Source organism: Mycobacterium sp. 1423905.2, from assembly GCF_001673155.1.
In the GTDB taxonomy this organism is placed as follows: domain Bacteria; phylum Actinomycetota; class Actinomycetes; order Mycobacteriales; family Mycobacteriaceae; genus Mycobacterium.
The window spans coordinates 1-26,624 of the sequence record NZ_LZLE01000269.1; the positions used below are offsets into that span (position 1 = coordinate 1).

The 26,624-nt window shown below is 72.4% G+C and carries 14 protein-coding genes and 3 pseudogenes; 5 read left to right on the forward strand and 12 right to left on the reverse strand.

Annotated elements, in window-relative coordinates; genetic code table 11:
- Positions 1–227, forward strand: a 227-nt coding sequence (locus A9W95_RS26435; protein WP_156746044.1) for a WS/DGAT domain-containing protein, incomplete at its 5' end; no start/stop codon positions are given.
- A gap of 66 nt (positions 228–293) precedes the next feature.
- Here A9W95_RS26435 and A9W95_RS17885 read toward each other — a convergent pair.
- From A9W95_RS17885 to A9W95_RS17930, 10 genes and pseudogenes are all read right to left on the reverse strand, one after another.
- Positions 294–1,553 (reverse strand): annotated as a pseudogene (locus tag A9W95_RS17885) (wax ester/triacylglycerol synthase family O-acyltransferase); the annotation flags it as partial.
- A 43-nt stretch (positions 1,554–1,596) separates the two neighbouring features.
- Positions 1,597–2,799: an alpha/beta hydrolase gene (locus A9W95_RS17890; protein WP_067415595.1), complete on the reverse strand. Its 1,203-nt coding sequence runs from the start codon at positions 2,797–2,799 to the stop codon at positions 1,597–1,599.
- A gap of 105 nt (positions 2,800–2,904) precedes the next feature.
- Positions 2,905–3,426, reverse strand: coding sequence for a hypothetical protein (locus A9W95_RS17895; protein ID WP_067415598.1), 522 nt, complete (start codon positions 3,424–3,426; stop codon positions 2,905–2,907).
- Positions 3,423–4,673: a molybdopterin-dependent oxidoreductase gene (locus A9W95_RS17900; protein WP_067415601.1), complete on the reverse strand. Its 1,251-nt coding sequence runs from the start codon at positions 4,671–4,673 to the stop codon at positions 3,423–3,425. The genes A9W95_RS17895 and A9W95_RS17900 overlap by 4 nt, the downstream gene beginning before the upstream one ends.
- Positions 4,670–5,320, reverse strand: coding sequence for a class I SAM-dependent methyltransferase (locus A9W95_RS17905; RefSeq protein WP_067415603.1), 651 nt, complete (start codon positions 5,318–5,320; stop codon positions 4,670–4,672). Before A9W95_RS17905 ends, A9W95_RS17900 begins: the two co-directional genes overlap by 4 nt.
- A 149-nt stretch (positions 5,321–5,469) precedes the next feature.
- A complete protein-coding gene (locus A9W95_RS17910; RefSeq protein WP_067415627.1) occupies positions 5,470–6,870 on the reverse strand; it encodes a nitrate/nitrite transporter in 1,401 nt (466 codons plus the stop codon).
- Between the two features lie 17 nt (positions 6,871–6,887).
- Positions 6,888–7,259, reverse strand: a complete 372-nt coding sequence (locus A9W95_RS17915; protein ID WP_067415606.1) for a Rieske 2Fe-2S domain-containing protein — start codon at positions 7,257–7,259, stop codon at positions 6,888–6,890.
- Complete coding sequence (gene nirB, locus A9W95_RS17920) at positions 7,256–9,784, reverse strand: nitrite reductase large subunit NirB (RefSeq protein WP_082983158.1); 2,529 nt, start codon at positions 9,782–9,784, stop codon at positions 7,256–7,258. Before nirB ends, A9W95_RS17915 begins: the two co-directional genes overlap by 4 nt.
- A gap of 21 nt (positions 9,785–9,805) precedes the next feature.
- Complete coding sequence (locus A9W95_RS27305) at positions 9,806–10,159, reverse strand: molybdopterin oxidoreductase (RefSeq protein ID WP_067415609.1); 354 nt, start codon at positions 10,157–10,159, stop codon at positions 9,806–9,808.
- Positions 10,160–10,161: 2 nt separating this feature from the next.
- A complete protein-coding gene (locus tag A9W95_RS17930; RefSeq protein WP_067415612.1) occupies positions 10,162–12,267 on the reverse strand; it encodes a molybdopterin oxidoreductase family protein in 2,106 nt (701 codons plus the stop codon).
- Positions 12,268–12,405: 138 nt separating this feature from the next.
- Here A9W95_RS17930 and A9W95_RS17935 point away from each other — a divergent pair, with 138 nt between their 5' ends.
- Positions 12,406–13,299, forward strand: coding sequence for an alpha/beta hydrolase (locus A9W95_RS17935; RefSeq protein ID WP_067415615.1), 894 nt, complete (start codon positions 12,406–12,408; stop codon positions 13,297–13,299).
- On the opposite strand, the gene A9W95_RS17940 is transcribed toward A9W95_RS17935, so the two are convergent.
- Both A9W95_RS17940 and A9W95_RS17945 read right to left on the reverse strand, forming a co-directional pair.
- Positions 13,292–14,596 (reverse strand): amidohydrolase family protein, encoded by a 1,305-nt coding sequence (locus A9W95_RS17940; protein WP_067415618.1) that lies wholly within the window; start codon positions 14,594–14,596, stop codon positions 13,292–13,294. The two genes, A9W95_RS17935 and A9W95_RS17940, sit on opposite strands and share 8 nt — an antisense overlap.
- The gene (locus A9W95_RS17945) at positions 14,590–15,783 is read right to left on the reverse strand and encodes a CoA transferase (protein ID WP_067415621.1); all 1,194 of its coding nucleotides are present in this window, start codon (positions 15,781–15,783) and stop codon (positions 14,590–14,592) included. Before A9W95_RS17945 ends, A9W95_RS17940 begins: the two co-directional genes overlap by 7 nt.
- 294 nt (positions 15,784–16,077) lie before the next feature.
- Here A9W95_RS17945 and A9W95_RS28435 point away from each other — a divergent pair.
- From A9W95_RS28435 to A9W95_RS17955, 3 genes and pseudogenes are all read left to right on the forward strand, one after another.
- Positions 16,078–16,578 (forward strand): annotated as a pseudogene (locus A9W95_RS28435) (PE family protein); the annotation flags it as partial.
- 63 nt (positions 16,579–16,641) lie between these two features.
- Positions 16,642–16,782: pseudogene (locus tag A9W95_RS28440) on the forward strand (hypothetical protein); the annotation flags it as partial.
- Positions 16,783–18,635: 1,853 nt separating this feature from the next.
- The coding region (locus A9W95_RS17955; RefSeq protein WP_067415624.1) for a PE family protein at positions 18,636–26,624 on the forward strand (7,989 nt) is incomplete at its 3' end.

Genomic DNA, 26,624 nt, shown 5'->3' on the forward strand with positions numbered 1-26,624 from the left:
TCACCGAGATCTACTCGGTGGGACCGCTGACCGCGGGCAGTGGACTGAACATCACCGTGTGGAGCTATGTCGACCAGCTCAACATCTCGGTGCTCAGCGACGGCGCGACGCTCAAGGATCCGCATGAGGTCACCGACGCCATGGTCACCGACTTCGTCGAAATACGCCGCGCGGCAGGGCTTTCCGAGGAGCTGACGGTCGTCGAGGCCGCCATGGCTCCGGCGTGATCCGACCGGCAATCCCCGGCCGTTACCATCAGCACTGTGAGCAACGAAGCTACCGAACCCGAAGTCCTGGTCGACATAGCTCCACACGGTGATGTTCAGTCCACTGCCCGCGGTCAGCGGTCCCACCGAGTAGATCTCGGTGACCAGCGCGCCACCCACGCGGCCGCGCTCGCGCGGGCCGGGCACGTTGGAGATGTTGAGGTTGAGAATCTTGTTCTGTCCATCGCGGCCGGAGGCGTAGCGGAAGAAGGCCTCGGTGGGGGCCGGCGGCATGTAGGACGCCCACCGGCTGACCAGCTCGGGGCCCATCAGCTGATTGGCTTCCTTGGCCGAGATGGCGTTCTCGTGGCTGCACCGCACGCGTTCCAGCGGATCCTCGCAGTCGGTGGGTATGGCCACCAGCATGCCGCTGAAGTAGTTGCCGGAAATGCGTTCGGGCGAGAAGTTGAAGCTGACCGGCACCGAGGCCAACAGCGCCTCGGCCTTGCCGTCGTAGCGCAGCAGCAAGTGGCGCAGCGCTCCGCTGGACATGGCCAGCACCATGTCGTTGATCGTCGCGCCGAGCTTCTTGCCCGTCTCCTTGACGTCGGCCAGGGCCAGAGTCGCGGTGGCGAACCGGCGTTCCGGGGTGATCATGTGGTTGATGAACGTGCGCGGCGGGGTGAACGGCCGGGTCAATTCCGGGGAGAGCTTGCGCGAACTGCGTCGCACCCGGCCCAGGCCTTCCGCGGTGTAGCGCATGGTCGCCGGGATCCGGCCCAGGTGGCGGAGGTGGTCGACGAAGGCCGCGCTCATCAGTTCCCGCTTGGTGGGGGCCGGGTCGGTGCTGTATTCGCCCGGTTCGGGGCTGGGCAGCAGGTCCATGCCGCGGGCCATCAGGTTGGCCGAGGCGACGCCGTCAGCCAGCGCGTGGTGGATCTTGGCCACCACGGCCACGCGCTGATTGGCAAGGCCGGTAATGAAATACATCTCCCACAGCGGGCGGCTGCGATCCAGCGGGGTGCTGGCGATCTGACCGATCGCCTCGTCCAGTTCTCGCCGCCCGCCTGGGGCGGGCAACTGCAGGGGCCGGATGTGGTACTCGAGGTCGACGTCGCAATGCTCGCGCCACATCGGATGGTGGAGCTTGAACGGCACGTCGATCAGCTGGTACGTCAGGGGCTCGAGCTTGTCCAGGCGTCCCTTGATGACTTGTCGAAACGCGTCGATGCTGAAATCGCGCCGGTCCGGGTCGAGCTCGATGACGGCGGCCTTGATGGTGTGCATGTGCACGTTCGGTGTCTCGCTATAGAGCAGTACCGCGTCCCAGCCGCTGAGCCGTTTCATCGCAGCCCCCTAGTCATAGGGCGACCGTACCCTCGGCCGCTGGCTAGATAACCTCTTTGGCGAATTGCGTACTGGTGCGGTGAACCTGGTTGAGGAACAACGCGATCGCGTGCGCCATCGGGCCCGTGCGGGCACCGTCGAGCAGGTCGAAACCATGGCCCGCACCGGGCAGTTCGACGTAGGCGACCAGGGAGCGCGAGACGGCGCGAAGCCGCTCGACGAAGCTGCGCGCCTGCGCCACCGGGATCACGGTGTCCCGGCTGCCATGGATCACCAGAAACGGCGGCGCGTTGGTGTGCACCCGCGCGATCGGTGATGCGTCGCGGAACACCTCGGGGTGGCGGTCGATGGACCGCTTGACGACCACCCGCTCGAGGAAGTCGACGAATCGGACCCGTTCGGGGGTGGACCGGTCTTCGAAGTCGTAGCGACCGTAGATGCCCACGACGGCGTCGACGGAGGTGTCGGATCCTTCGGGCAGCTCGGCCTGGAATTTCGGATCGTTGGCGGTGAGCCCGGCCAGTGCGGACAGGTGCCCGCCGGCCGAACATCCGGCGATGGCGACGAAGTTGCGGTCACCACCGAACTTGTCGACGTTGGCCCGGGCCCAGGCGATGGCGGTCTTCACGTCGACGATGTGACGCGGCCAGCGGTGGTGCGGCGAGACGCGGTAGTCGATGGACAGACAGACCCAACCGAGTTCGGCCAGACGTGACATCAGCGCGTAGCCCTGAACGGCGCGACTGCCGTGGATCCAGGCGCCGCCGGGCACGAAGATCATCACCGGTGCGGGCGTGTCGGGCAGGTCCTTGCGACGCCAGACGTCGAGCAACTGGGCGGGGTGCTCGCCGTAGTGAACGTTGCGGCGGTAGAGATGACGCCGGTGTCGGCGGGCGCCGGCCACCGGCGGGGTGCGTTCCGGGGCAGGCCAGGCGCCGTCGAGGTCGGCGGCGGATACGACTCCGCGCAGCGCGGTTACGGAGACTTCGTTGGTGGCGGCCCGGTCCTTGCGGCGCGCCTCATTGGTGCCCGGCGTGAACCAGTCCTTGACCATCGCGGACATTAGTTCCGGTGCTTGGCGGGCACCCCAGACACCCATGGCGGTGACGCAGCCCAGTGGTTCCAGCCGCTTGCCGACCACCGGGAGGGAGGCGCCCGCGACGCTCATGGCCAGCAGATAATCGGCTGGTCGGGCGCGGAGAAACCATTTAACGCAGGGCCTTACCGTTGGGCCGTTTGCTGGCATGTGGTGGAGCGTACCCCCACCGACCGGTAGTAACCCAGTAAATTCATTCGGGTACTTACCGTCGCGACAAATACATAGGGCTTCAATTTTGCTGTGCGTCCTAAATCAATGTTCGGTGACGTCATGAATGTTTGCTACGTCCGTACGGCGGCGTAGCGAAAATAAGCGAACCGTGTAACTGACGGCGCTGACGGCGAACATTGCCGCGGCGAGCAGCAGCCACCTGCCCAAATAGGGCTGCTGCGTCTGCCCGGTCGCCGCTTGATAGGTGGGCGCGCCCTGCTCGATGATGCCCGGCAGAAATACCAACAGGGTCAGCCCGGCTCCCCAGGCCGGTACCCGAATGTAGTTGCGAGCGGGGAGATTCGACGGCGAACGTCGCGAAATTAACCGGCCCACCAGCCAGTCCACGAGCGCGTAGAGAGGGAAGAGAACGAAGTCGTGAGTGATGACGGCGGCGGCAAACCATACCGCAATCGACTGCCACCACTTATCCGGATTCCACAGGGCCCCAGGGGTAGCGGTGATCACGACATAACCCAGCAGCGCGAATCCGGCGACCATCGTCAGCAGATGCAACGGATGGGAGCCATAGTGTGCGGCGAAACCCTTTGCGGCGTTGATCATTTCGTCTCGAAGGATATGGCGGCCACCCACTTGGTGTTGTGCACACCGGGCAAGGCGGGGACGATGACGCGCGCCGGGTATCCGTGATCGAGCGACAGATCGGCGCCGTTGACGCGCAGCGCCAGCAACGCATCCTTATCGTGAATTTGGTTGTCCTGCAACGTGGCCGCGTTGAACGCTCCGGTTCGCTGCAGCGAGGTGACGTGTGCCGCACCCGCCGCCGGTACACCGGCCCGGCGCGCCAAGTCGCTCAGCCGTACGCCCGTCCAGACCTGCACGGTGGACCATCCTTCGACGCAGGCGATCGGCAGTCGGGCGGTGTGTTGCGGCATGGCGGCCAGCGCCGCTCGGTCCAGGGTGATTTCGGTCGGACCACCGCGCAGCACCAATCGCCAACCGGCGCCGGCGGTTTCGGGGGTGATGCCGGCCGCGGCGGCCGTCTTGTTGACCGGGAAGTCACCATTCTGCCGTGCGGATCGGCCACGCGGCACCAGCAGGGCGGCACTTCGCGCCGGTCCGCCGAGGGTCTGACCGACCGTCAGTACCGCGAGCAACAACACTGCGGAGCCGACCACCCCCAGCGCACCGCGCCTGCTCATCGTCGGCTCGGCCGGATCGGCCGCCACCAGACCCGACGAATCGAGCGGTTGCGCCTTGGTTTCGGACATCTTGCTGCGCAGCACTTCTCGAAGAGATAGTGACCGCAAGCCGGCGCGCAGGTGCGGAATCTTGAGCGCGATGTGCATAAGAAACCCGATGATCATGACCCAAGCACCGAAGTAGTGTCCGGTATAGAAGCTGAAGCCGAAGATGTAGTCGTACTGGATGTTGAGGACGCCGGTGACGATCTCGAACAGCACGCCGCCGACCAGCATCAGCAGCGAGAGCCGCTCCAACAGTTGGGCCAGGGAGCGGGCGGGTGGCCACACGAACAATCGGGGAATCACCGACCAGAGCTTGGCCAGTACCACCGGGATGAGGAGCAGGCCGAGACCCACGTGCAGCCCCTGCGTCAGCCGATAGAGCCACGACGGACGGGTGGGCCAGGTGAACGAGGGCAGCCGCAACCAGCCGACGTCGGCGGGGATGGCCTGGCCGAGCTGCGGCGAATACGCCGCATAGGACAGCAAACCGGTGATGATGACGATCGGCAGCGTGATCAGCAGGACCAGCCCGAACACCGACGTCAGCCACGGGCCGCGCAGCGGGCTCCGGAACCGTCCCAGCTGACGCGGCCGGTCGGTCACCCAGCCACCAGGCTCGCGATGATCCGACCGCTCATCAACCGGACGTTGGTCAGGGACAATCCCACCTGTGCGGCCAGCGTGGCGGCGCTGTCGATGCCCACCGTTGCCCAGCGAAACCAAGGCCCCACGTCGGTCCCGGTTTCCAGGCGTACCCAGCGGGTGCGGACGCCGAGCGTGGGCGCGTCGAACTCAGCCACACAGCGTCCGCCGCGGGCGAGCAGTTCGGCGGCCCGGCTCAGGATCCGCCGCGGGTCACCGCCCAGGCCGACATTGCCGTCCACCAAGAGCACCGTCTGCCAGCGGCCCATGCCGGGCAGCGGCTCGAAGACGTCACCCAGCAGTGCGGGGGCACCGCCGCGGCCGGCCAGCCGGATGGCGGTGGCGGACCGGTCGATTCCGAGCGCGGGGATGCCGCGTTGCACCAGACGTGCCACCAGTCGGCCGGGTCCGCACCCCAGCTCGATGGTCGGGCCGACACACATCTGGGCGACAGCTTCGTCGAAGGCTTCGTCAGAGACATCGCGTTCGTCGGGGATGTCGGCGTCATTGAGCCACCGGTGGACCGGCAGTGGATGGACTTCGCCGTCCTCATGCCGGAGCCAACATCGTTCGCCGTCCAGTGCCCGGTCGTAGAGCTGTCCCCGCATGTCACGTCCCTCGCATCGTGTTCGACCACGTCGCGCGGACGCGCGGCGACCGCTGGCGACAACAGCCTCCGCCAACATGTGCATCGTTACCCCAAACGCGGCTCGGTTACACGCCCTGTCAAGGGTTACGTTCGCCCCGAGGAAATGGTTCAGACCAGGGTCGCGACGCTGCGCCGGCGCACATACGCCGCGTAGGTCACCACCATGCAGATCAGGTAGAACCCGAGAAACACCCAGAATGCCGTGGTCGCCGATTTGGCCGGCCCGGCGTAAGAGGCGTGCAGCACGACATTGATACCGACGCCGCCCAGCGCGCCGACGGCACCGGCGATGCCGATCAGCGCGCCGGACATGGCGCGTTCCCAATCGAGGGTGTCAGACGCCGAATGTCGTTTGAAGTCCAGAGATTTGGCGGCGAAGATGGACGGGATCATCTTGTAGACAGATCCGTTGCCGACGCCGGAGATGACGAACAGCGCGATGAAGCCGGCCACGTAGGACACCATGATCCCCGAGCTGATCTTGCCGGGTTGGGCGTCGTCGCGGATGCCGGCGGCGATCAGCACCCCGGTGGCGGCCGCCATGGCGACGAAGCACCACATGGTGATCTTGGCGCCGCCGATCCGGTCGGCGAGCAGCCCGCCCAGCGGCCGGCTCAGCGAGCCGAGGAGCGGGCCCAGAAAGGCGATCTGGGAGGCCTGCAGCGCGGCGGCGGCCGCCGAGGTGCCCGGGGTGGCCAGGTAGTTGATTTGCAGCACCTGCCCGAACGCGAAGCTGTAACCGATGAACGATCCGAAGGTGCCGACGTAGAGGAAGGAGATCAACCAGGAGTCGGCGAACCGCAACACCTGCACCATGGCGGCGGCGTTGGACTTCTGGCCGTCGAGGTTGTCCATGCACAGTGCCGCACCCAGCGCGGCGATCCCGACCAGCACCAGATAGGTGGCGCACACGATCTGCGGTGACCGGTTGCCCAGGGTGGCGATCACCCACAGCCCGATCAACTGGATGACCGGCACGCCGATGTTGCCGCCGCCGGCGTTGAGCCCCAGCGCCCAACCTTTGAGCCGGACCGGGAAGAACGAGTTGATGTTGGTCATGGACGAGGCGAAGTTGCCGCCGCCGAGTCCGGCGAAGGCCGCGATGACCAGGCAGGTGGTGTACGTCGCGGCCGGATGCACCATGAACCACCACGTCAAGGTCAGCGGAACGAGCAGGAGCAGCGCGCTGATGATGGTCCAGTTGCGACCACCGAAGCGGGCGACCGCGGTGGTGTACGGCACCCGCAACACCGCCCCGACCAGAGTGGGAACCGCGACAAGATAGAACTTTCCCGCCGCGTCGATGTGGTAGACGGTCTGCGGCATGAACAGCACCATCACCGACCAGATGGACCAGACCGAGAAGCCGACGTGCTCGGCGAAGATCGACCAGATCAGGTTGCGCCGGGCGATCTTGCTGCCGCCGTTGCGCCACGCGTGCAGGTCTTCGGGATTCCAGCCTTCGATTCGCCGGGCGCGGCGCCGCGCTGCGGGCGGCGCGGGGGCCACGGTGATGGGTTGAGCGGTCACTGCGATCTCCCTTGACTGGACTGGGAGAGCGCGCCGTTGCGCTCGGGGTTGGGTCCGGGCTCCAGCTCCAGGTGGACGGTTCCGGTGTCGTCGGCGTGCAGGGGATAGGCCGACACCGCGGGGCCACCGGAGCCGACCTCCGCGCCGGTTCGCAGGTCGTAGGTGAAGCCGTGCAGCGGACAGACGACAACCTCGGCGTCGGTGAGCCCGTCGGCCAACGGGCCACCGCGGTGCGGGCAGACGGCGTCCAGGGCGCGCAGCGAGCCGTCGCGCAGCCGGAACACCGCGATCTGACGACCGTCTACGGCGTAGGCGCGGCCCTGCCCGATCGGGATGTCCTCGACGGGTCCCAGCGTGATGGTGGTCATCGCACCGGCACCTTGGGTAGCGGGATCAGCGGCAGGGATGGCCGGAATTGCGTCGCCTCGGCGGGTTTTTGGCTTTCCTGCCAGGGATCGCGGTAGGAGTCGACCGCTTTCTGCATCCGGGCGTCCAAATCGGCGGCGATACCGTCGCTGTCGTCGACCACCACGGACCGGATGTGCTCGATACCCACCCGCGGCACGAAGCCGTACGTGCGCTCCAGCCAGTTCGCGTTCTCCCGGTAGTACTGCAGGAATCGACCGGTCAGGGTGATGACGTCGGAGGGGTTGTCGACGGTGGCGAGCAGGTCGCCCTTGCGGACGTGTGCGCCGGCCGCACCGCCGACGTAGATTTGCCATTGGCCGCCTTCGATGGCGACCACGCCGAGGTCCTTGCACAGCGCCTCGGCGCAGTTGCGGGGGCAACCGGTGACGGCCAGTTTCATCTTCGCTGGGCTGGGCAGGCTCTGGTAGCGCTCTTCGATCGCAATGCCCAGCGCCGTCGAGTCACCCAGCCCGTAGCGGCAGAAGTCGCTGCCCACACAGGTTTTCACGGTGCGGAAACTTTTGCCGTAGGCGTAGCCAGAGGGCATGCCGAGGTCCTGCCACACCGCGGGTAGGTCCTCTTTGCGCACCCCAAGTAGATCGATGCGTTGACCGCCGGTGAGTTTGATCATCGGAATCTGGTATTTGTCGGCGACATCGGCGATCTTGCGCAGCTGTTCGGAACTGGTCACCCCACCTTTGAGCTGTGGCACCACCGAGAAGGTGCCGTCGCGCTGGATATTGCCGTGCACCCGGTCGTTGATGAAGCGGCTGTCGCGCTCGTCGACGAACTCCTCGCCCCACATCATGTCCAGCAGCGAGGCCAGCGCCATTTTCGAGTTGGCGTCCTCGCGGCCATCGGGCGCCAGCGCGGCGAACACCGAGGACACCGAGTGCAACTCGAGTTCCCGGATCTTGGCCATCAACTCCGGCTTCGCGTAGGGAATGCTGGGCACGTACCAATTGGCTTGCGGGTCTTCGGTTACCGACGCACCGGCTTGGTTCGCCGCCCAGTCCACGATCTGGCCCACCAGGCCCTTGCAGGAGCCGCAGCCCTTGCCTGCGCGGGTCGCCGACATCACCCCGGCCACAGAGGTCTGCCCGTCTTTGACGCAGTCGACGATCGCGGCCTTGCTGACGCCGTTGCAGTTGCACACCTGCGCGTCGTCGGCCAGTTCGGCGGCGCCGGTGGCGACTTCGGGGGTGCCGATGTCGAACATCAGCGACACGCGTTCCGGGGGGAGCGGCAGCCCACGGTCGAAGGCCTGCATGAGGAACGCGACCTTGCTGACGTCGCCGACCAGGGTCGCGCCGATCAGCTTGTCGTCGCGAACCACCACAGTCTTGTAAACCCCGTGTTTGGGTTCGGAGTACTGCACGAATTCGTCGTCGTCGCGTTCGGGGCTCTTGACGCCCATGGCGGCGACGTCGACGCCGGCGACCTTCAGTTTGGTGGCGGTGCGCGAACCATGATAAGCCGCTTTGGGATTCGTACCGGTGAGATGGTCGGCCAGCACGGCGCACTGTTCCCACAGGGGTGCGACCAGGCCGTAGACCTGGCCGCGGTGCTGCGCGCACTCCCCTACCACGTAGATGTCGTCGTCGTCGATGGAGCGCATCTGGTCGTCGACGACGATGGCCCGTTCCACGGTCAGTCCGGCGCGCTGCGCCAGACCGACGTTCGGCCGGATACCGGCGGCCAAAACCACCATGTCGCACGCCAATTGCGTGCCGTCGGTGAACTCGATGGCGCTGGGCAAGCCGTCGTGACGCAGCATGCGGGTGGTCCGCTTACCGGTCAGCACCTCGATGCCCAGCGCTTCGACCAGGCGGCGCAGGATGCCGCTGCCCTGATCGTCGAGTTGGGCATTCATCAGCGCGGGACCGCCCTGCACGACCGCCGTCTGCAGCCCTCGGTTCTGCAGCCCGCGCGCGGCTTCCAAGCCCAGCAGCCCACCACCGATAACAGCGGCTTTGCTTCTGCCCTGGGCGAATTCGATCATGGTCGCGCAGTCGTCGAGACTGCGAAAGCCGAACACCCCGGGCGCCAGGGTTTTGTCGTCTTGCCAGATGCCTTCGATGGGCGGAAAGAACGACCTGCTGCCGGTGGCCAGGATCAGCTTGTCATAGCGCAGGATGGTGCCGTCGTCGGCGTAAACCAGGTGCGCGAAGGGGTTCACGCGCACCACCCGCACGCCGGCGCGCAGGTCGATGTCGTTCTCGGCGTACCAGTCCAGCGGATTGAGGTAGATCTCCTTGGCGTCGTCCGCCCCGGCCAGCACATTGGACAGGAGAATGCGGTTGTAGTTGCCGTACGGTTCGTCACCGAAAACGGTGATGGCGAACTTTTCACCGCCGCCGCGGGCCAGGATCTCCTCCACCGCACGCGCGCCGGCCATGCCGTTGCCGACCACCACCAGTCGGGCCAGGGCCGCCGGCGCGTGACCGTTGGTTTCGGGCTGGGCGAGCCCAGTGGCTGAAGTCATCAGTTGTCCTTCTGAGCCGATTCAGATTTCGACCAGGCCGATATCGACGAAGACGGTGCCGCTGGAGCCGTCCGGCGCGGCGATGAACACCTCGAGGACGGTGTCGGCGATGAGGTCTTCGACGACTCTGAGCGGTACGTGCACGGCGTCTTTGGCGCCGATGGGGAAATACCGCATCGGGGCGCCGTCGCGCATGATGACGATGGTCACCAACTCCGCGCTGCTGTTGCCGCCGCGGAAGTACACCGGTTGGGTGATGGCCCCGGCCGGTACCACGTAACGCAGCGACGAGTCGAGCAAAACCGCTGACTCGTAGCCTTTTCCGTCGAAGGTGAACGCGCCCTGCAGGAATCGCGGTGTGCTGCCATCACCCATGGTCAGGTCCTCTCCTCGATCGGTGCATCGGCTGCTTCGATGCGCGTCACTGCTACCGCGCAAACCTTGAACGACGGCATGCGCGAATGTGGGTCGAGTTCCGGATTGGTCAGCCGGTTGATGCACGCCGCGCCGCCCCAGTGAAACGGCGCGAACACGGTGTCCGGTCGGATGCCGACATCGGTGCGGGCCGTCATGACGACCTCGCCGCGACGGGTGCGCAACCGGACTTTGTCCCCGGCGCGGGCCCCGAGACGTTGGGCCAGGGTGGGGTGCATCTCGACGACCGGTTCCGGTTCCGCTTCGGCGAGTTGGGGGACTCGCCGCGTCTGTGTCCCGGATTGGTACTGGCGCAACAGGCGCCCGGTGGTGAGGTAGTAGGGGAACTCGTCATCGGGCAGCTCGGGGGTGGCGCGCTGTTCGACGGGGTGAAAGCGGGCGCGCCGGTCGGGGGTGGGGAAGTCTTGAGTGAACAGGCGCGGGGTGTCGTCGTACGACGGTGACGGGCAGGGCCAGAACACTCCGTCCTGGGCCGCGATGCGTTGGTAGCTGATGCCGCGGTAGTCGGCTTTGCCGCCGGCGCTGGCGCGGGTGAGCTCCTCGAAGACCTCTTCGGGTTCGGCCGAGAAGCCCTGCATCCCGAGGCGTTTGGCCAGGTCCGCCATGACGTCGAGGTCGGTGCGGACCTCGTCGGGTGGCGCCATGGCGGCGCGCCGCAGGATGACGCGGCCCTCCAAGTTGGTCATGGTCCCCGACTCCTCGGCCCACTGAGCGGTGGGGAGGACCACGTCGGCCAGTGCGGCGGTCTCGGACAGGAAGAGGTCGGAGACCACCAGAAAGTCGAGTTGGGTGAGTTTCTCGGTGAGGTGCAACGCGTTCGGCGCCGAGACCACGATGTTGGACGCCAGCACCCAGAGCGCTCGAAGGCCACCGGGACTGCCTATGCCGTCGAGCATTTCGTAAGCCGATCGGCCCGGGGGCGGCAGGTCGGCGGGGTCGATGCCCCACACCCTGGCGACATGTGCGCGGGCGGCGGGGTCGTCGAGTTTGCGGTAGCCGGGCAGTTGGTCGCATTTCATGCCGTGTTCACGCCCGCCCTGTCCGTTGCCCTGACCGGTCAGGGTGGCAAAGCCGCTGTAGGGACGGCCCGGTAGGCCTAAGGCCAGCGCGAGATTGATGAACGCTTGGACGGTGTCGGTGCCGCTGCTGTGTTGCTCGGCGCCCCGCGCGGTGAGGATCATCACCCGGTCGGCGCCGGCGAGCATGCGTGCGGCGGCGATGATGTCGGGTTCGGGGACGCCGGTGATGCGTTCGACCCGGTCCGGCCAGTACAGCCGCACCGCCCGCCGCACGGCGTCGAACCCAGTGGTCCGTTCGGCGATGTACTTCTGGTCGATATGGCCCTCGCGGACAACGACGTTGAGCAATCCGTTGGCCAGCGCCAGATCAGTGCCGGGAACCGGCCGCAGGTGCAGTTCGGCGCGGTCGGCGGTCGCGGTGCGCCGCGGGTCGACGACGATGTGCTTGGTGCCGCGCGCGCGGCCTTCGTCGAAGAACTGCATCGACGGCGGCAGGGTGTCGGCGGGGTTGCCGCCGACGATGAGGATGACGTCGGCGTGCGCGACGTCGGCCAGCGGGAACGGGAGGCCGCGGTCGACGCCGAAGGAGCGGTTGGAGGCCGCGGCCGCCGACGACATGCAGAATCGGCCGTTGTAATCGATCGCCGGGCTGCCCAGCGCGACCCGCGCGAATTTGCCCAGCTGATAGGCCTTTTCGTTGGTCAGTCCGCCACCGCCGAAGCAGCCCACCGCGGCTCGTCCGTGATCGTGCTGGGCGCGCTGGAAGTTGGCGACGATGCGTTCCAGCGCTTCGTTCCAGGTGACCGGGCGCAGCGGGGAGTTGCGGTCGTCGCGCACCAACGGGCCGGTGAGGCGGTCGGGGTGGGAAAGCAACTCGGCGGCGGTCCAGCCTTTGGCGCACAGGCCACCGCGGTTGGTCGGGAAGTCGGGCTGGGGCGCCAGTTCCACCGATCCGTTCGACACATCCAGGGTGATACCGCACTGCAAAGCGCAGTACGGACAGTGTGTTTTGGTCGCCGCCGATCCCATTTGTTCCCACCCCCTTCGGCTTCACTGCCGAAGTTACGTCGCGTCTGTTTCGGTGGGATTGCGTCAGATTGCCGCCGCACTACCGCCCCCTCACGCCCTACCTGTGGGGATTGGTTCGGCGTCGGCAATACTGACTGGATGCCGGACGACGAAGTCCATCCAGATCTGCGCCGTATCGCCCGCATCGCGCCGCGACGGCTGGTCGGTCCGCGGACCCTGCCGCTCGTGCGGGGGTTTTCCGGGCTATTGGCCCGCCGCACCCCCCGTGACGTCGAGGTGCTCACCCTGCCCTCCGGGGTCGGAATCCGGCTGTTTCGCCCCAAGGGCGTCGCGGGCCCCGCGCCTGCCCTGCTGTGGATCCACGGCGGCGGGTACGTATTGGGCCGCTCTCCCGGTGACGACGTGGTCAGCCGCCGGTTCAGCACTCAGCTCGGCATCACCGTGGCGGCGGTGGATTACCGGCTGGCGCCCGAACACCCGTACCCGGCGGCGCTCGAAGATTGCTATGCGGCGTTGACCTGGCTGGCCGGGCTGCCCGCCGTGGATCCGGCCAAGGTGGCGATCGGCGGCGCCAGCGCCGGCGGTGGGTTGACCGCCGCGCTGGCGTTGTTGGCTCGCGACCGGGGTGAGATACGGCCGGCGTTTCAGCTGCTGTCCTATCCGATGCTCGACGATCGCAGCGCCGCCGCACCGACAAACCCCACCTATCGGTTGTGGGACCCGTACGCCAACCGCTTCGGCTGGACGGCCTATCTGGGCGATGCCGATCCCGAGGTGGCCGTCCCCGCGCGGCGCAGCGATCTGAGCGGTCTCCCGCCGGCGTGGCTGGGCGTCGGCACGCACGACCTGTTCTACCAAGAAGACCTCGACTACGCCGACCGGCTGGTCGCCGCCGGGGTGCCGTGCCACGTCGAGCTGGTGCCGGGCGCCTTCCACGGCTTCGACCTGTTGGTGCCCAAAGCGGCTGTGTCACAACGATATTTCGCCGCGCAGCGGGACGCGTTGCGGGTGGCTTTGGCGCCCACTAGCTAGCCCGGTACACCACTTCACCTCCGATGACGGTGGCGGTGACCAGTGCCGCGTCCAGCTCGCGCAGTACCGTCGCCGGAGGTTGCGACAACACGCACAAATCCGCGGGCTGGCCCGCCACAATGGGGCGCGGCCGGGCCGGCTGGTCGCAGTGGCCGGTGAATGACCGCACAGCCGTTGCCGCGGAAACACATTCGTTGCGATTCAGCACCGCACCGCTGGGTGTGGTGCGGTAGACGGCGGCGCGCATCGCCGCCCACGGGTCGAAGTCGCCGAACGGCATGTCAGTGGAGAAGGCGACGGGCACCTTGGCTCGGTGCAGGGAGGCGACTCGCCACAGCTGTGGGTGTTCGGCTGCGGGCACGTCGGTGCGGTAGTGATCACCGCGCTCGGCAACGAAGTTGGGTTGGGTCACCACGGTCAGCCCCAGATCGGCGAGTTCGGTCAACTGGTCGGCGGGCACGACGGCGGCGTGCTCGATGCGGTCCCGTGGATGGCTGCCCGCGCTGCGTAGGGCCGCGATGGTCACGACGAGCTGCGCCGCGGTCACACAGTGCACGGCGACGGGCCGGCCCGCCTTGTGCTGCGCGGCAATCCATGTGGTGAGCGCGTCCAGGTCGAGACGGTCGTCGTGCAGGATCTTCTTACCCGGTGCGAGGAAGTGCAGGCGGGGCCGGAACTCACCGCTGCGGTGGGATTCGGTCAGCTCGGCCACGTCGTCGGCGCGGAGGTCAGGAGTGGCGTCGGTGACGCCGGTGACACCGAGTGCGACCAGCCGGTCGCTCAGGCCGGCCAGGTCGGCGGGCCGGTGCGGCAGCGCACGAGTCCAATCGGGATCGGCGCTACGCAGCCGGCCGTCAACGTGGTCGGCCAGCCCGATGTGCTGCAGCGCAACCGAATTCAGCGTCCACAACACGCCGCTGCGATGTTGAACCCGGATCGGAACATGAGCCACCATCGCGTCCAACGCGGCCCGATCCAACGGCCCCGCCACCGATTCGTGATAGCCGATGGCGCGGATCCAGCCGTCCGGGCCGGGGCGGGCAGCCGAGAGTGCCTGTCGCAATTGGCCTTCCGTGGTCACCGCGGGAGGTCCGGCACTCAGCGAGTCCAGCGCCGAGGCCGCCGACCGCACGTGCACGTGGTGATCGTGCAGCCCGGGCAGCACGGTGCCGCCGCGGGCGTCGAGCACGGCCTCGCCGGGCCGGGCGGCCAGGCCGTCACCGACTTCCTCGATCAGCGCGCCTACCCGAACGTCTACCCGGCCGTCGTCCAGCAACGTGGCACCGCGAATCAGCATGTCAGACAGCCACGTTGGGCCAGCAAGCGGCGTACGACATCGTTGTCGGCACCCAGGGCGGGCGCCGTTCGCGCCGGCCGGGGCGCCGACGGGGGCGGTGCCGGATGTGCCGAAGCCAACGGGCCGGTGGGCAATGCGGCGTAGCCGGCGGCGACGGCGGCCATCGACACCTCGATGAGTTCGCCGCCCCCGCGGTCCAGCGAGTCCAGCACCACCGCAGTGGCCTGCAGCCCGGCGAGCGGATCGGCGATGGCGTCCGCGCAGAACACCGGGCCGGCTCCGACCAAGCCACCGGCCACGGCGGCGTCGTCGCCGAATGCGGGCCGCCGAGAATCGGCGCCATACCCGTTGATGCGCAACCAGATTCGGCCTGGGCGCGGCCCGAGGTGGTGCGGGCCGAGTCGCCGGCGGGCCAGCGCGTCGGGCCGGGACCCTTCGATCACGATGTCGGCCGCGGTGAGCAGGGCGCGCAATTGGTCTTCGTCCCGGCCGAAATCGACGCAGAACGAAAGCTTGTGCCCGTTGACCCAGTCGAAGAATGCGCGGTGACCGGCGCGGGTGCCGTCGGGCCGGGACGGGCTTTCCACCTTCACCACGGTCGCCCCCGCCTGGGCCAGCAGTTGCCCGCACAGCGGACCGGCCCACATCGAGGACAGGTCGGCCACCAATAGACCTGCGAGTCCGCGTGTGTCCGCGAGGGGCCACAGCGATCGCTTGCGCGGCGGCGCGGCGTTGACCTCACCGAGGACGGCCGCGGGAAGGTCGAGCAACTCGGCCCGCTCCCTGATCTCGGCCACCGACCGGGCGGCCGCCCAACGCTGCAGCACCGGCCACGGGTCCTCGGTGGCGGCATCTGCGTGCACCAGCGCCGGCACGGCGGCGACGTCGTCGGGGCGAGACAAGGTGATCGCGCACCAGCCGTCGTCCGCAGAGAGCAGACGCGTCGCGCCGCCGGCGGATATCCGGCCCCGGCGGGTCAGCCTGAGTAGTCCGGCGCGGCCGGTGAGCAGGGCGCCGGCATCGAGGGACAGGCCGGTCCGGGTGGCGATATCGGCGGCTATGTCGTCGGCGCGGGTCAGGACGGCCGCCCGGGAGAAATCGGGCGCCCCGTCGCCGGTGAGGTAGGCCAGGCCGCTGCTGCCCCAGGCGCTGGCCGAGCGCGACGGCACCGAACTCACACCTCCCATGGTGGCCGGTTTCCCAACCGATGGGACGGAAAACTTAGCGCCCCCGCGCAGGAGTAGCGGTACGCCAGGCGGCTCTCGACGGCCTTTTCTTGGCCGTATGCGGCTCAGCGCATGGTTTAAGTGTGGCCTACGCCACAGTTTAGAAACTTTTTTGATGGTTTGAGCTCTATTCGACAGAAGTTAGTATGCAAAGTACCGAGTTGGTCTAACGTTTGTTTCGCCGCGACGGCGGCGCAGTGACGGGGGCCACGTGCACGACTCGTCGAACGTGACCTAGGTAGGTAGGTGGACCAGATGTCATACCTGTTGGCATCCCCCGAAGCGCTGCTCGCAGCGGCTTCGGACGTGGCAGGCATCCGCTCGGTGATCGAATCGGCCAACGCGGCCGCCTCCGGTCCCACCACCGCCCTGCTGGCGGCCGCCGAGGATGAGGTGTCCACCGCGATCGCGGCTCTGTTCGGGGCCCACGCGCAGGCCTACCAAGCGGTCAGCGCCCAAGCCGCGGCGTTTCACACGCAATTCGTGCAAGCCCTGTCCGCGGGTGCCAACAGCTACGCCGCGGCCGAGGCCGCCAACGCCTCCCCCATGCAGCAGCTGCTGAACCTGATCAACACCCCCACCGAAGTGTTGTTCGGCCGTCCGTTGATCGGCAACGGCGCCGACGGAATCGACGGCACCGGTGGCAACGGCGGCGCGGGCGGCTTCCTGTACGGCAACGGCGGCAGGGGCGGATCGGGTGCGCCCGGCTTACCCGGCGGAACCGGCGGCAGCGCCGGGCTGATCGGCCACGGCGGTACCGGTGGGGCCGGCGGAATCTCGACGAACGGCGCCGGCGGAGCCGGTGGCGTCGGCGGGACCGGCGGCTTGCTGTTCGGCAACGGTGGCGCGGGCGGGGCCGGCGGCGCCAGCACGGGCGGCATCGGCGCCGGCGGGGTCGGCGGGGCCGGCGGAAACGCCTGGCTGCTGGGCAACGGCGGCGCCGGCGGCGCCGGCGGCAGCAGCGTCAGCGCCGAGGGCGGCACCGGGGCGGTCGGCGGCAGCGCCGGATTCCTGTACGGGCACGGCGGCGCCGGTGGCGCCGGCGGTGCCAACCTCGGCGGCACCGGAACCGGCGGCGCAGGCGGGGCCGGCGGCAACACCTGGCTGCTGGGCCACGGCGGAGTTGGCGGGATAGGCGGCAGCAGCGTCAGCGCCGACGGCGGCGCCGGTGGCGCCGGCGCCAGTGGCGGACTGCTGGCCGGCAGCGGCGGGGCCGGCGGGCTCGGCGGCGCCAACACCGGCGGCTCCGGGGCCGGCGGCGCGGGTGGCGCGGGCGGCAACGCCTGGCTGGCGGGCTTCGGTGGTCACGGCGGGGGCGGCGGCAGCAGCGCGACCGGTGACGGCGGCGTCGGCGGAGCGGGCGCCAGCGCTGGCTTCCTGATCGGCAGCGGCGGCTCCGGCGGCTTCGGCGGCGCCTCGAGTTTCCTGAGCGGCTCCGGCGGTAACGGCGGCGCGGCCGGCAACGCCGGGTTGCTCGGCAACGGCGGCCGGGGCGGCAGCGGCGGCAGCGGCCTCAACGCCGTCGCGGGTGCCGGCGGCAACGGCGCGAACGGCGGCAACGGCGGCTGGTTGCTCGGCAACGGCGGCGACGGCGGAGCCGGCGGCTTCGGCGTATCCGGTTCCGGCAATGGCGGGCTGGGCGGCAACGCGGTGGTGTTCGGCAGCGGCGGCGACGGCGGCAACGGCCTGGTGGGCGGCACCGCCGGCCGCGCCGGCCTGTTGATCGGCAACGGCGGCGACGGCGGCACCGGCCGCGCGGGCGCCAACGGCGGTTTCTTGTTCGGCAGCGGCGGTGACGGCGGCAACGGTGGCATCGGCAACCCGACGGCCGGCGGCAACGGCGGTCGCGCCTGGCTGCTCGGCAACGGCGGCGCGGGCGGCAGCGGCAGCACCGGCATCGCCACCATCGCCGGGGGCAACGGATTCAACGGCGGCAGCGGCGGCGACGCCGGCGTGCTGCTGGGCTGGGGCGGCGCCGGCGGCGCCGGCGGCACCGGACTGGTCACCGCCTTCGGCCCCGGCGCGGGCGGCAACGGCGGCGCGGGCGGGGGCGGCGCCTGGCTGCTCGGATTCGGCGGCCACGGCGGTGCGGGCGGCGACGGAGGTATCGGCATCGCCGGGGCCGCCGGCGGCCACGGCGGTGTCGGCGGCAGCGGCGGCGCGGCTCGGCTGCTCGGTATCGGCGGCGCCGGCGGCGCCGGCGGTGCGGGTGGCGACGCCGGCGCGGGCACGTCGGCAGGAGCCGGCGGTCAAGGCGGCAACGCCGGTGCCAGCGGCTGGCTGGCCGGCAACAGCCAGGCCGGCGGCGCAGGCGGGGCCGGCGGCACCGGCACGCTCACCGCGGCGGGCGGCGCCGGCGGCAACGGCGGCCTGGGCGCATCCGCGACGCTGCTCGGCGACGGCGGCAGCGGCGGCGCCGGCGGCGCGGCAGGCAGTGGCAGCACCGCCAACGGCGTCGGCGCGGCGGGCGGCCAAGGCGGCGCGGCCGGCAACAGCGGCTTCATCTACGGCAACGCCGGAGCCGGCGGAGCCGGCGGTGCAGGCGGCGCGAACCACCTCGGCGCCGGAGGCGCCGGTGGTGGCGGCGGGCAAGGCGGCAGCGCCACCGTGCTCGGAAACGGCGGAAATGGTGGCGCGGGAGGCGCCGGTGGTGAGGGGACACCCACCGGGCCCGGCGGACACGGCGGTGGCGGCGGCCGCGGCGGCTGGCTGTTCGGCCAGCCCGGGTCGACCGGCCCCACCGGCTGACACGCACTCAAACAACAGCTTTCCCTACACGACTCCGTCGTGGCCTAGCGAGATAGGTGGTCTAGATGTCATTCCTGTTCGCCTCCCCCGAGGCGCTGCTGGCAGCGGCATCCGATGTCGCCGGAATCGGTTCGGCGATCCAAGCGGCCAACGCGGCCGCCGCGGGCCCGACCACCACCTTGTTGGCCGCCGCCGAAGACGAGGTGTCCACGGCCATCGCCGCGTTGTTCGGCAACCACGCCCAGGCGTACCAGAGCATCAGCGCGCAAGCCGAGGCCTTTCACGCCCAGTTCATGCAGGCCCTCAACGCCGGCGCCAGCAACTACGCCTGGGCCGAGGCGGCCAACACCTCACCGTTGCAGGCCTTCGAGAAGGCCGTGCTGGACGCGGTCAACACCCCCACGCAGCTGCTGCTCGGGCGACCGCTGATCGGCGACGGCGCCAACGGGACGATTCCGGGCCAGGCCGGCGGCAACGGCGGGTTGCTGCTCGGCAACGGCGGGGCGGGCGCATCCGGTGCCGCCGGGCAGGCCGGCGGCGCCGGCGGCAGCGCCGGGCTGATCGGTAACGGCGGCGTCGGCGGCGCGGGCGGCATGTCCATCAACGGCAACGGCGGGGCCGGCGGTGCCGGCGGCAACGGCGGCTGGCTGTGGGGCAGCGGCGGCGCCGGCGGGGTCGGCGGCGCCAGCACCGGGCTGCTCGGCGCCGGCGGTGCCGGCGGCACCGGCGGACACGCGTGGCTGCTGGGCAACGGTGGTGTCGGCGGCACCGGCGGCGCCGGCGCCTACGGCGGCACCGGGGCGGCCGGCGGCAGCGGCGGCCTGCTCTACGGCAACGGCGCGGCCGGCGGCGCCGGTGGCGCCAACCTGAGCGCGACCGGTACCGGCGGCGTGGGTGGCGCCGGCGGCAAGGCGTGGCTGCTGGGTGCCGGCGGTGCCGGCGGGGCGGGTGGCGCCGGACCGAGCTACGGCGGCGACGGTGGATTCGGTGGCCACGGCGGACTGTTGTCCGGGGCCGGAGGTGCGGGCGGCGCCGGCGGAGCCGGCGGCGTGGGCGGCAGCGGCGGTCACGGCGGTGGTGCCGGCTGGCTCTCGGGCGGCGCGGGTGGAGCGGGCGGCGCCGGCGGCGTCGGGCACACCGGTGACGGCGGCCTGGGCGGTGCCGGCGGTTCGGGCGGACTGTACGGCGCGGGCGGCGCCGGCGGTGCCGGCGGCGCGGGCGCGGGCACCGGTGGTACCGGCGGCGCCGGCGGCCGGGCCGGCCTGTTGCTGGGTGCCGGCGGCGCCGGCGGAACCGGCGGCAGCAGCGGTGGCCCCAGCAGCAACGGCGGCGACGGCGGAGCGGGCGGTCGGGGCGGCTGGCTGTACGGCAACGGCGGCGTCGGCGGCAACGGCGGCAACGGCGCCGCCGGCTTGGCCGCGGTCAATGGCGGTACCGGCGGTGCCGGTGGTCACGGCGGTAATGGTGGCGTCGGCGGCAAGGGCGGCCTGCTGTTCAGCAACGGCGGCAACGGCGGCAACGGCGGGCTCGGCGGGGCTGGCGGCACCGGCGGCCACGGCGTCGACGGCGCCACAGGCACCTTCCCCAGCGGTAACGGCGGCGACGGCACCGACGGTGGGGCCGGCGGCACCGGGGGCAACGGCGGCAACGGTGGCGCAGGCGGGCGCGGCGGGCTGTTCGGGCACACCGGCACCACGGGCGCAGGGCGCGCCGGCGGCGCCGGCGGTGGCGGCGGCCTCGGCGGCAACGGCGGCGACGGCGCAGCGGGCAACGCGGCCAGCCCCCACGGCGGCAACGGCGGTAACGGCGGCAACAACGGCGCCGGCGGGGCCGGCGGCGTCGGCGGCAGCGGATCCACCATCGGCGCGCACGGCGCGTCGGGCACCACCCCCACCAACGCCGGCGGCAACGGCGGTAACGGCGGCGCGGGTTACAGCGCCACCACGCCCGGAACCAACGGCGGTGACGGCGGGTCCGGCGGCCGCGGCGGCAACTACGGCAACGGCGGCCACGGCGGGGCCGGCGGTAACGGCGCGTCCGGACTGGCCGGCGCCAACGGCATCAACCCCGGCGACAGCGGCGGCAACGGGCTGGCCGGCGGCAACGGCGGTCGAGGCGGCGCCGGCGGCGCCGGCGGCTCGATCCACGGCGACGGCGGGGCCGGCGGAATCGGCGGCAGCGGCGGCAGCGGCGGCGCCGGCGGCGCGGGTGTCACCGGCAACAACGGTGTCGCGGGAGTCAACAACGGCGCCGGTCAAGCCGGCGGCAACGGTGGCAACGGCGGCTCGGGCGGCACCGGCGGCGCGGGCGGGGTCGGCGGCTCGGCGGCCCACGGCACCGCGGGCGCCTCCGGCACCGGCGGTTCCGGCGGCGACGGCGGGGCCGCGGGACGGCCCGGTGACGGCGGGCGCGGCGCCGACGGCACCGCTGCCTCCCTCGACGGCGGTCACGGCGGCGCGGGCGGTAACGCGGGCGCGGTGGGTACCGGCGGCTCGGGCGGCGCCAACGGCAGCGGCACCGGTTCCGGCGCCAAGGGCGCCAACGGCGCGGCGGTGGCCACCCCGGCAGGTAACGGCGGGGACGGCGGGAGCGGCTTCAGCGCCACCACGGCCGGCGCCAACGGCGGTAGCGGTGGGGCTGGCGGTGACGGCGGCAACGTCGGCAATGGCGGTAACGGTGGCGCCGGTGGGAACGGCGCGGCCGGCACCAGCGGCGCCAACGGCGTGAACCCCGGCGACAGCGGCAGCAACGGCAAGGCCGGCGGACAGGGCGGCGCGGGCGGCGCCGGCGGTAAGAGCGGTGGTGCGGGCACCCACGGCGGCGACGGCGGGGTCGGTGGTAAGGGCGGTGACGGCGGCACCGGCGGCAGCGGCGTCAACGGCGCCAACGGCACCGCGACCAACGGCGTCGGCGGCTCGGGCCAGGCCGGCGGGAACGCCGGCAGCGGCGGCGCCGGCGGGGACGGCGGCAAGGGCGGCGCGGCGGGTGCGGCCGGCACCGGCGGCACCGCGGGCCACGCGGGTGACGGCGGAGCGGCCGGTAACGGCGGGGCGGCCGGTACGGCCGGCACCGGTGGGACCGGCGCTAACGGCGCCAACGGCGCGGCGGGAATCAACAACAACGCCGGATACGCCGGTGGCGACGGCGGTGCCGGCGGTACCGGCGGCAACGGCGGCAACGGCGGCACCGGCGGCCTGGCTGGTGGCAGCGGCGCCAAGGCGGGCGCGGACGGCACGGGCGGTAACGCCAGCAACGGCGGCGCCGGCGGTGCCGCCGGGTCCGGCGGGGCCGGTGTCTCGGGCGCCAACGGCACCGCGGGTGTCAACGCCGGCGCCGGTCAAGCCGGCGGCAACGGCGGCAACGGCGGCACCGGCGGGGTGGGCGGCGCCGGCGGTCACGGCGGCGCTGGAGGCGGCACGACCGGCGCGGCGGGTAACGACGGGCTGGGCGGCAGCGGCGGCCACGGCGGCAACGCCGGGACACCCGGTGACGGTGGACGCGGCGCCGACGGCACGGCCAACTTCCTCGACGGCGGCCAGGGTGGCGCCGGTGGTAACGCGGGCACCGTCGGTGCCGGCGGCGCCGGTGGCGCCAACGGCAGCGGCATCGGTTCCGGCGCGACGGGCAGCAACGGCGCCAACGTGGTCGCGGCCGGTAACGGTGGTGCCGGTGGGACCGGGTACAGCGCGACGACGCCGGGTGTCAGCGGTGGTCATGGTGGTGCTGGTGGGGCCGGCGGCAACGTCGGTAGCGGCGGTGACGGCGGCGCCGGTGGTAACGGCGCGGCGGGCAAGGCCGGCAGCAACGGCGTCAACCCCGGCGACAGCGGCACCGACGGGCAAGCCGGCGGGGCCGGCGGGGACGGCGGTCAGGGCGGGGCCGGCAGCGGCACCCTGGGCACTCACAGCGGCAACGGCGGCGCCGGCGGTCAGGGCGGTGCCGGTGGTACCGGCGGCAGCGGGGTCAACGGCGCCAACGGGGTGGCCACCAACGGCGTCGGCGGCGCCGGGCAGGCCGGCGGCAACGCCGGCAACGGCGGCGCGGGCGGTGACGGCGGTAAGGGCGGCGCGGCCGGCGGGACCGGCGCGGTGGCCGGTAACGGCGGAGCCGCCGGCAACGGCGGCGCGGCCGGCACCGCCGGCAGCGGCGGCACCGGGGCGGCCGGGGCCAACGGCACGGCCGGGATCAACAACGGCGCCGGTTACGCCGGTGGGGACGGCGGCGCGGGCGGTAAGGGCGGCACCGGCGGCAAGGGCGGCACCGGTGGTTCCGGTGCGGTGGCCGGGGCCGACGGTGACGGCGGCGCGGGCAGCAACGGCGGCGCCGGCGGCGGCGCGGGTGCCGGCGGCAACGGCGTGACCGGCGCGAACGGTGTCGCCGGTGTCAACGCGGGTGCCGGGCAGGCCGGTGGCGACGGCGGAAACGGCGGCAGCGGTGGAGTCGGCGGCGCCGGCGGTCACGGCGGAGCCGGCGGCGGCACCACCGGGCAGGCGGGCGCCAACGGCGTCGGCGGCCACGGCGGCAACGGCGGCGCAGCGGGCACACCGGGCGACGGTGGCCACGGCGCGGACGGCAACGCCACCTATGTCGACGGCGGCAAGGGCGGTGCCGGCGGTAACGCGGGCACCTCCGGTACCGGCGGCAACGGCGGCGTCAACGGCAGCGGGACCGGCACCGGAGCCAACGGCAGCGACGGCGCCGCCGTCAGCGGCATCGCCGGCAACGGCGGCGCCGGTGGCACCGGGTACAGCCCGACCACTCCGGGCGCCGATGGCGGCCGCGGTGGCGACGGCGGCGCCGGCGGCAACATCGGTGACGGTGGCGACGGCGGCGCGGGCGGTAACGGCGCGGCCGGCAAGGCCGGCAGCAACGGCGTCAACCCCGGCGACAGCGGCGAGAACGGCCAAGCCGGCGGTAAGGGCGGTGCCGGTGGTACCGGGGGCACCGGTGGTTCGGTGCGTGGTGACGGCGGCGCCGGTGGGGCCGGCGGTAAGGGCGCCGACGGCGGCGCCGGTGGCACCGGCATCGACGGTGCCAGTGCGACCAACGCTGGAGCGGCCGGGCAGGCCGGCGGTAACGGCGGTAACGGCGGCAGCGGCGGTGATGGCGGCGCCGGTGGTAAGGGCGGCACCTCGACCACCGGCACGGCGGGCAGCGACGGCGCGGGCGGCGCTGGCGGTAACGGCGGCGCCGCTGGGCGACCCGGTGACGGTGGCGCCGGCGGCGATGGCAACGCCACCAACCTCAACGGTGGCGCCGGCGGTCACGGCGGCGACGCCGGCACCGCGGGCGGCTCCGGTAAGGGCGGCGCCAACGGCGACGGCATCGGCACCGGCGCCAACGGCACCGCGGGTGCCGCGGTGCTGGGCGCGGCCGGTAATGGTGGCGCCGGTGGTGCGGGCTTCAGCCCGTACACCCCGGGCGCCAACGGTGGTGACGGCGGCGCCGGTGGGGCCGGCGGCAACGTCGGCAACGGCGGCGCGGGCGGTAACGGCGGCAACGGCGCGGCCGGGATCGCCGGGCACGACGGCGTCAACGCCGGGGACAGCGGCGGCAACGGCCAGGCCGGTGGCTCGGGCGGTAAGGGTGGCGCCGGTGGCGTCGGCGGCTCGATCCGCGGCGACGGCGGCGCCGGTGGTGCCGGCGGTAAGGGCGCCGACGGTGGGGCCGGTGGCACGGGTGTCAACGGCGCGACCGGTCAGGCCGGGGTGAACAACGGCGCCGGTCAAGCCGGCGGCAACGGCGGCAACGGCGGCGCCGGCGGCACCGGTGGAGCCGGCGGCGTGGGCGGGACGGCGACCAACGGCAACGCCGGGACCTCGGGCGCCGGTGGCGCGGGCGGTAACGGCGGCGCGGCGGGCCGACCGGGCGACGGTGGTCATGGCGCCGACGGCACCGCGAACTTCTTCGACGGCGGCGCCGGCGGTAAGGGCGGCACCGCGGGCACCGCGGGCGCGCTCGGTACGGGCGGCCTCAACGGCAACGGCGTCGGCACGGGCGCGGACGGCGTGGACGGCGCGATCGTGGCCGCGGCCGGTAACGGTGGTGCCGGTGGTACCGGGTACAGCGCGACGACGCCGGGTGTCAGTGGTGGTCATGGTGGTGCTGGTGGGGCCGGCGGCAACGTCGGTAGCGGCGGTGACGGCGGCGCCGGCGGTAACGGCGCGGCGGGCAAGGCCGGCAGCAACGGCGTCAACCCCGGCGACAGCGGCACCGACGGGCAAGCCGGCGGGGCCGGCGGGGACGGCGGTCAGGGCGGTGCCGGCAGCGGCACCCTGGGCACTCACAGCGGCAACGGCGGCGCCGGCGGTCAGGGCGGTGCCGGTGGTACCGGCGGCAGCGGGGTCAACGGCGCCAACGGGGTAGCCACCAACGGCGTCGGCGGCGCCGGGCAGGCCGGCGGCAACGCCGGCAACGGCGGCGCGGGCGGTGACGGCGGTAAGGGCGGCGCGGCCGGCGGGACCGGCGCGGTGGCCGGTAACGGCGGAGCCGCCGGCAACGGCGGCGCGGCCGGCACCGCCGGCAACGGCGGTATCGGCGCCAACGGCCACGACGGCGTCTCCGGGGTCAACAACGGCGCCGGTTACGCCGGTGGTGACGGCGGGGCCGGCGGCGCTGGCGGCAATGGCGGCAAGGGCGGCACCGGCGGGCTGGGCGGCGACGCCAACGGTGGGACCGCCGGTGTTGCTGGCGTCGACGGCAACGGCGGCAACGCTAGCAACGGCGGCGCCGGTGGTGCGGCCGGCTCCGGCGGCACCGGCATCACCGGCGCCAACGGCACCGCCGACGTCAGCAAGTTCGGCACCGGCATTGGCGGCGGCCAAGCCGGCGGCGACGGCGGCAACGGCGGGACCGGCGGCGCCGGTGGCGCCGGCGGAACCGGGGGCCAGGGCGGCGGCACCATCGGCGTCCAAGGCGGCAACGGCAGCGGCGGCGTAGGTGGCGCGGGCGGCAGTGCCGGCACGCCGGGCAGCGGCGGTGACGGCGCGGCCGGGACGATCAGCAACACCACCGGCGGCGCCGGTGGGGCCGGCGGTAACGCCGGCAGCATCGGCAAGGGCGGGGCCGGCGGTCTCAACGGCGGCGGGGTCGCGACGCACGCCGCCGACGGCGCCGCGGGCGCCCCGGTCACCGGGTTCGCCGGCAACGGCGGTAACGGCGGCGCCGGATTCACCGCGACCACGCCCGGCGCCAACGGCGGCGATGGCGGCGCGGGCGGGGCCGGCGGCAACCTCGGCAACGGCGGCAATGGCGGCGCGGGCGGCAACGGGGCGGCCGGCGGCAACGGCGTCAACGGGGTCAACGCCGGCGACAGCGGCAGCAACGGCCAAGCCGGCGGCAAGGGCGGCGCCGGCGGCACCGGTGGCGCCAGCGGCGGCGCCGGAACCCACAGCGGCAACGGTGGAGCCGGCGGTCAGGGCGGCGCCGGCGGCACCGGTGGATCCGGGGTGAACGGCGCCAACGGCGCGGCCACCAACGGCGCCGGGCAGTCCGGCGGCAACGGCGGCAATGCCGGCAGCGGTGGCGCGGGCGGCGACGGCGGCAAGGGCGGCGCGGCCGGTACGGTCACCACTCCGGGTGCCACCGCGGGCACCGCCGGCAACGGCGGCGCGGCCGGCAACGGCGGCGCGGCGGGCTCCGCGGGTGCTGGCGGCATCGGCGCCGCGGGCGCCAACGGCGTCTCCGGGGTGAACAACGGCGCGGGCTACGCGGGCGGCAACGGCGGCAGCGGTGGGGCCGGCGGCAACGGCGGTAACGGCGGCACCGGCGGCGCGGCCGGCGGCCTCGGCGCCACCGCGGGCGCCAACGGTAACGGCGGCAACGCCAGCAACGGTGGCGCCGGTGGCGCGGCCGGCTCCGGTGGGGCCGGTATCACCGGGGCCAATGGGGTCGCGGGAGTCAACAGCGGTGCCGGACAGGCCGGCGGTGACGGCGGTGCCGGTGGCACCGGCGGGGCCGGCGGCGCCGGCGGTAAGGCCGGCACCGCAAGTGCGGGTGCGACCGCGGGCAACAACGGCAGCGGCGGCGTGGGCGGCAAGGGCGGCAACGCCGGC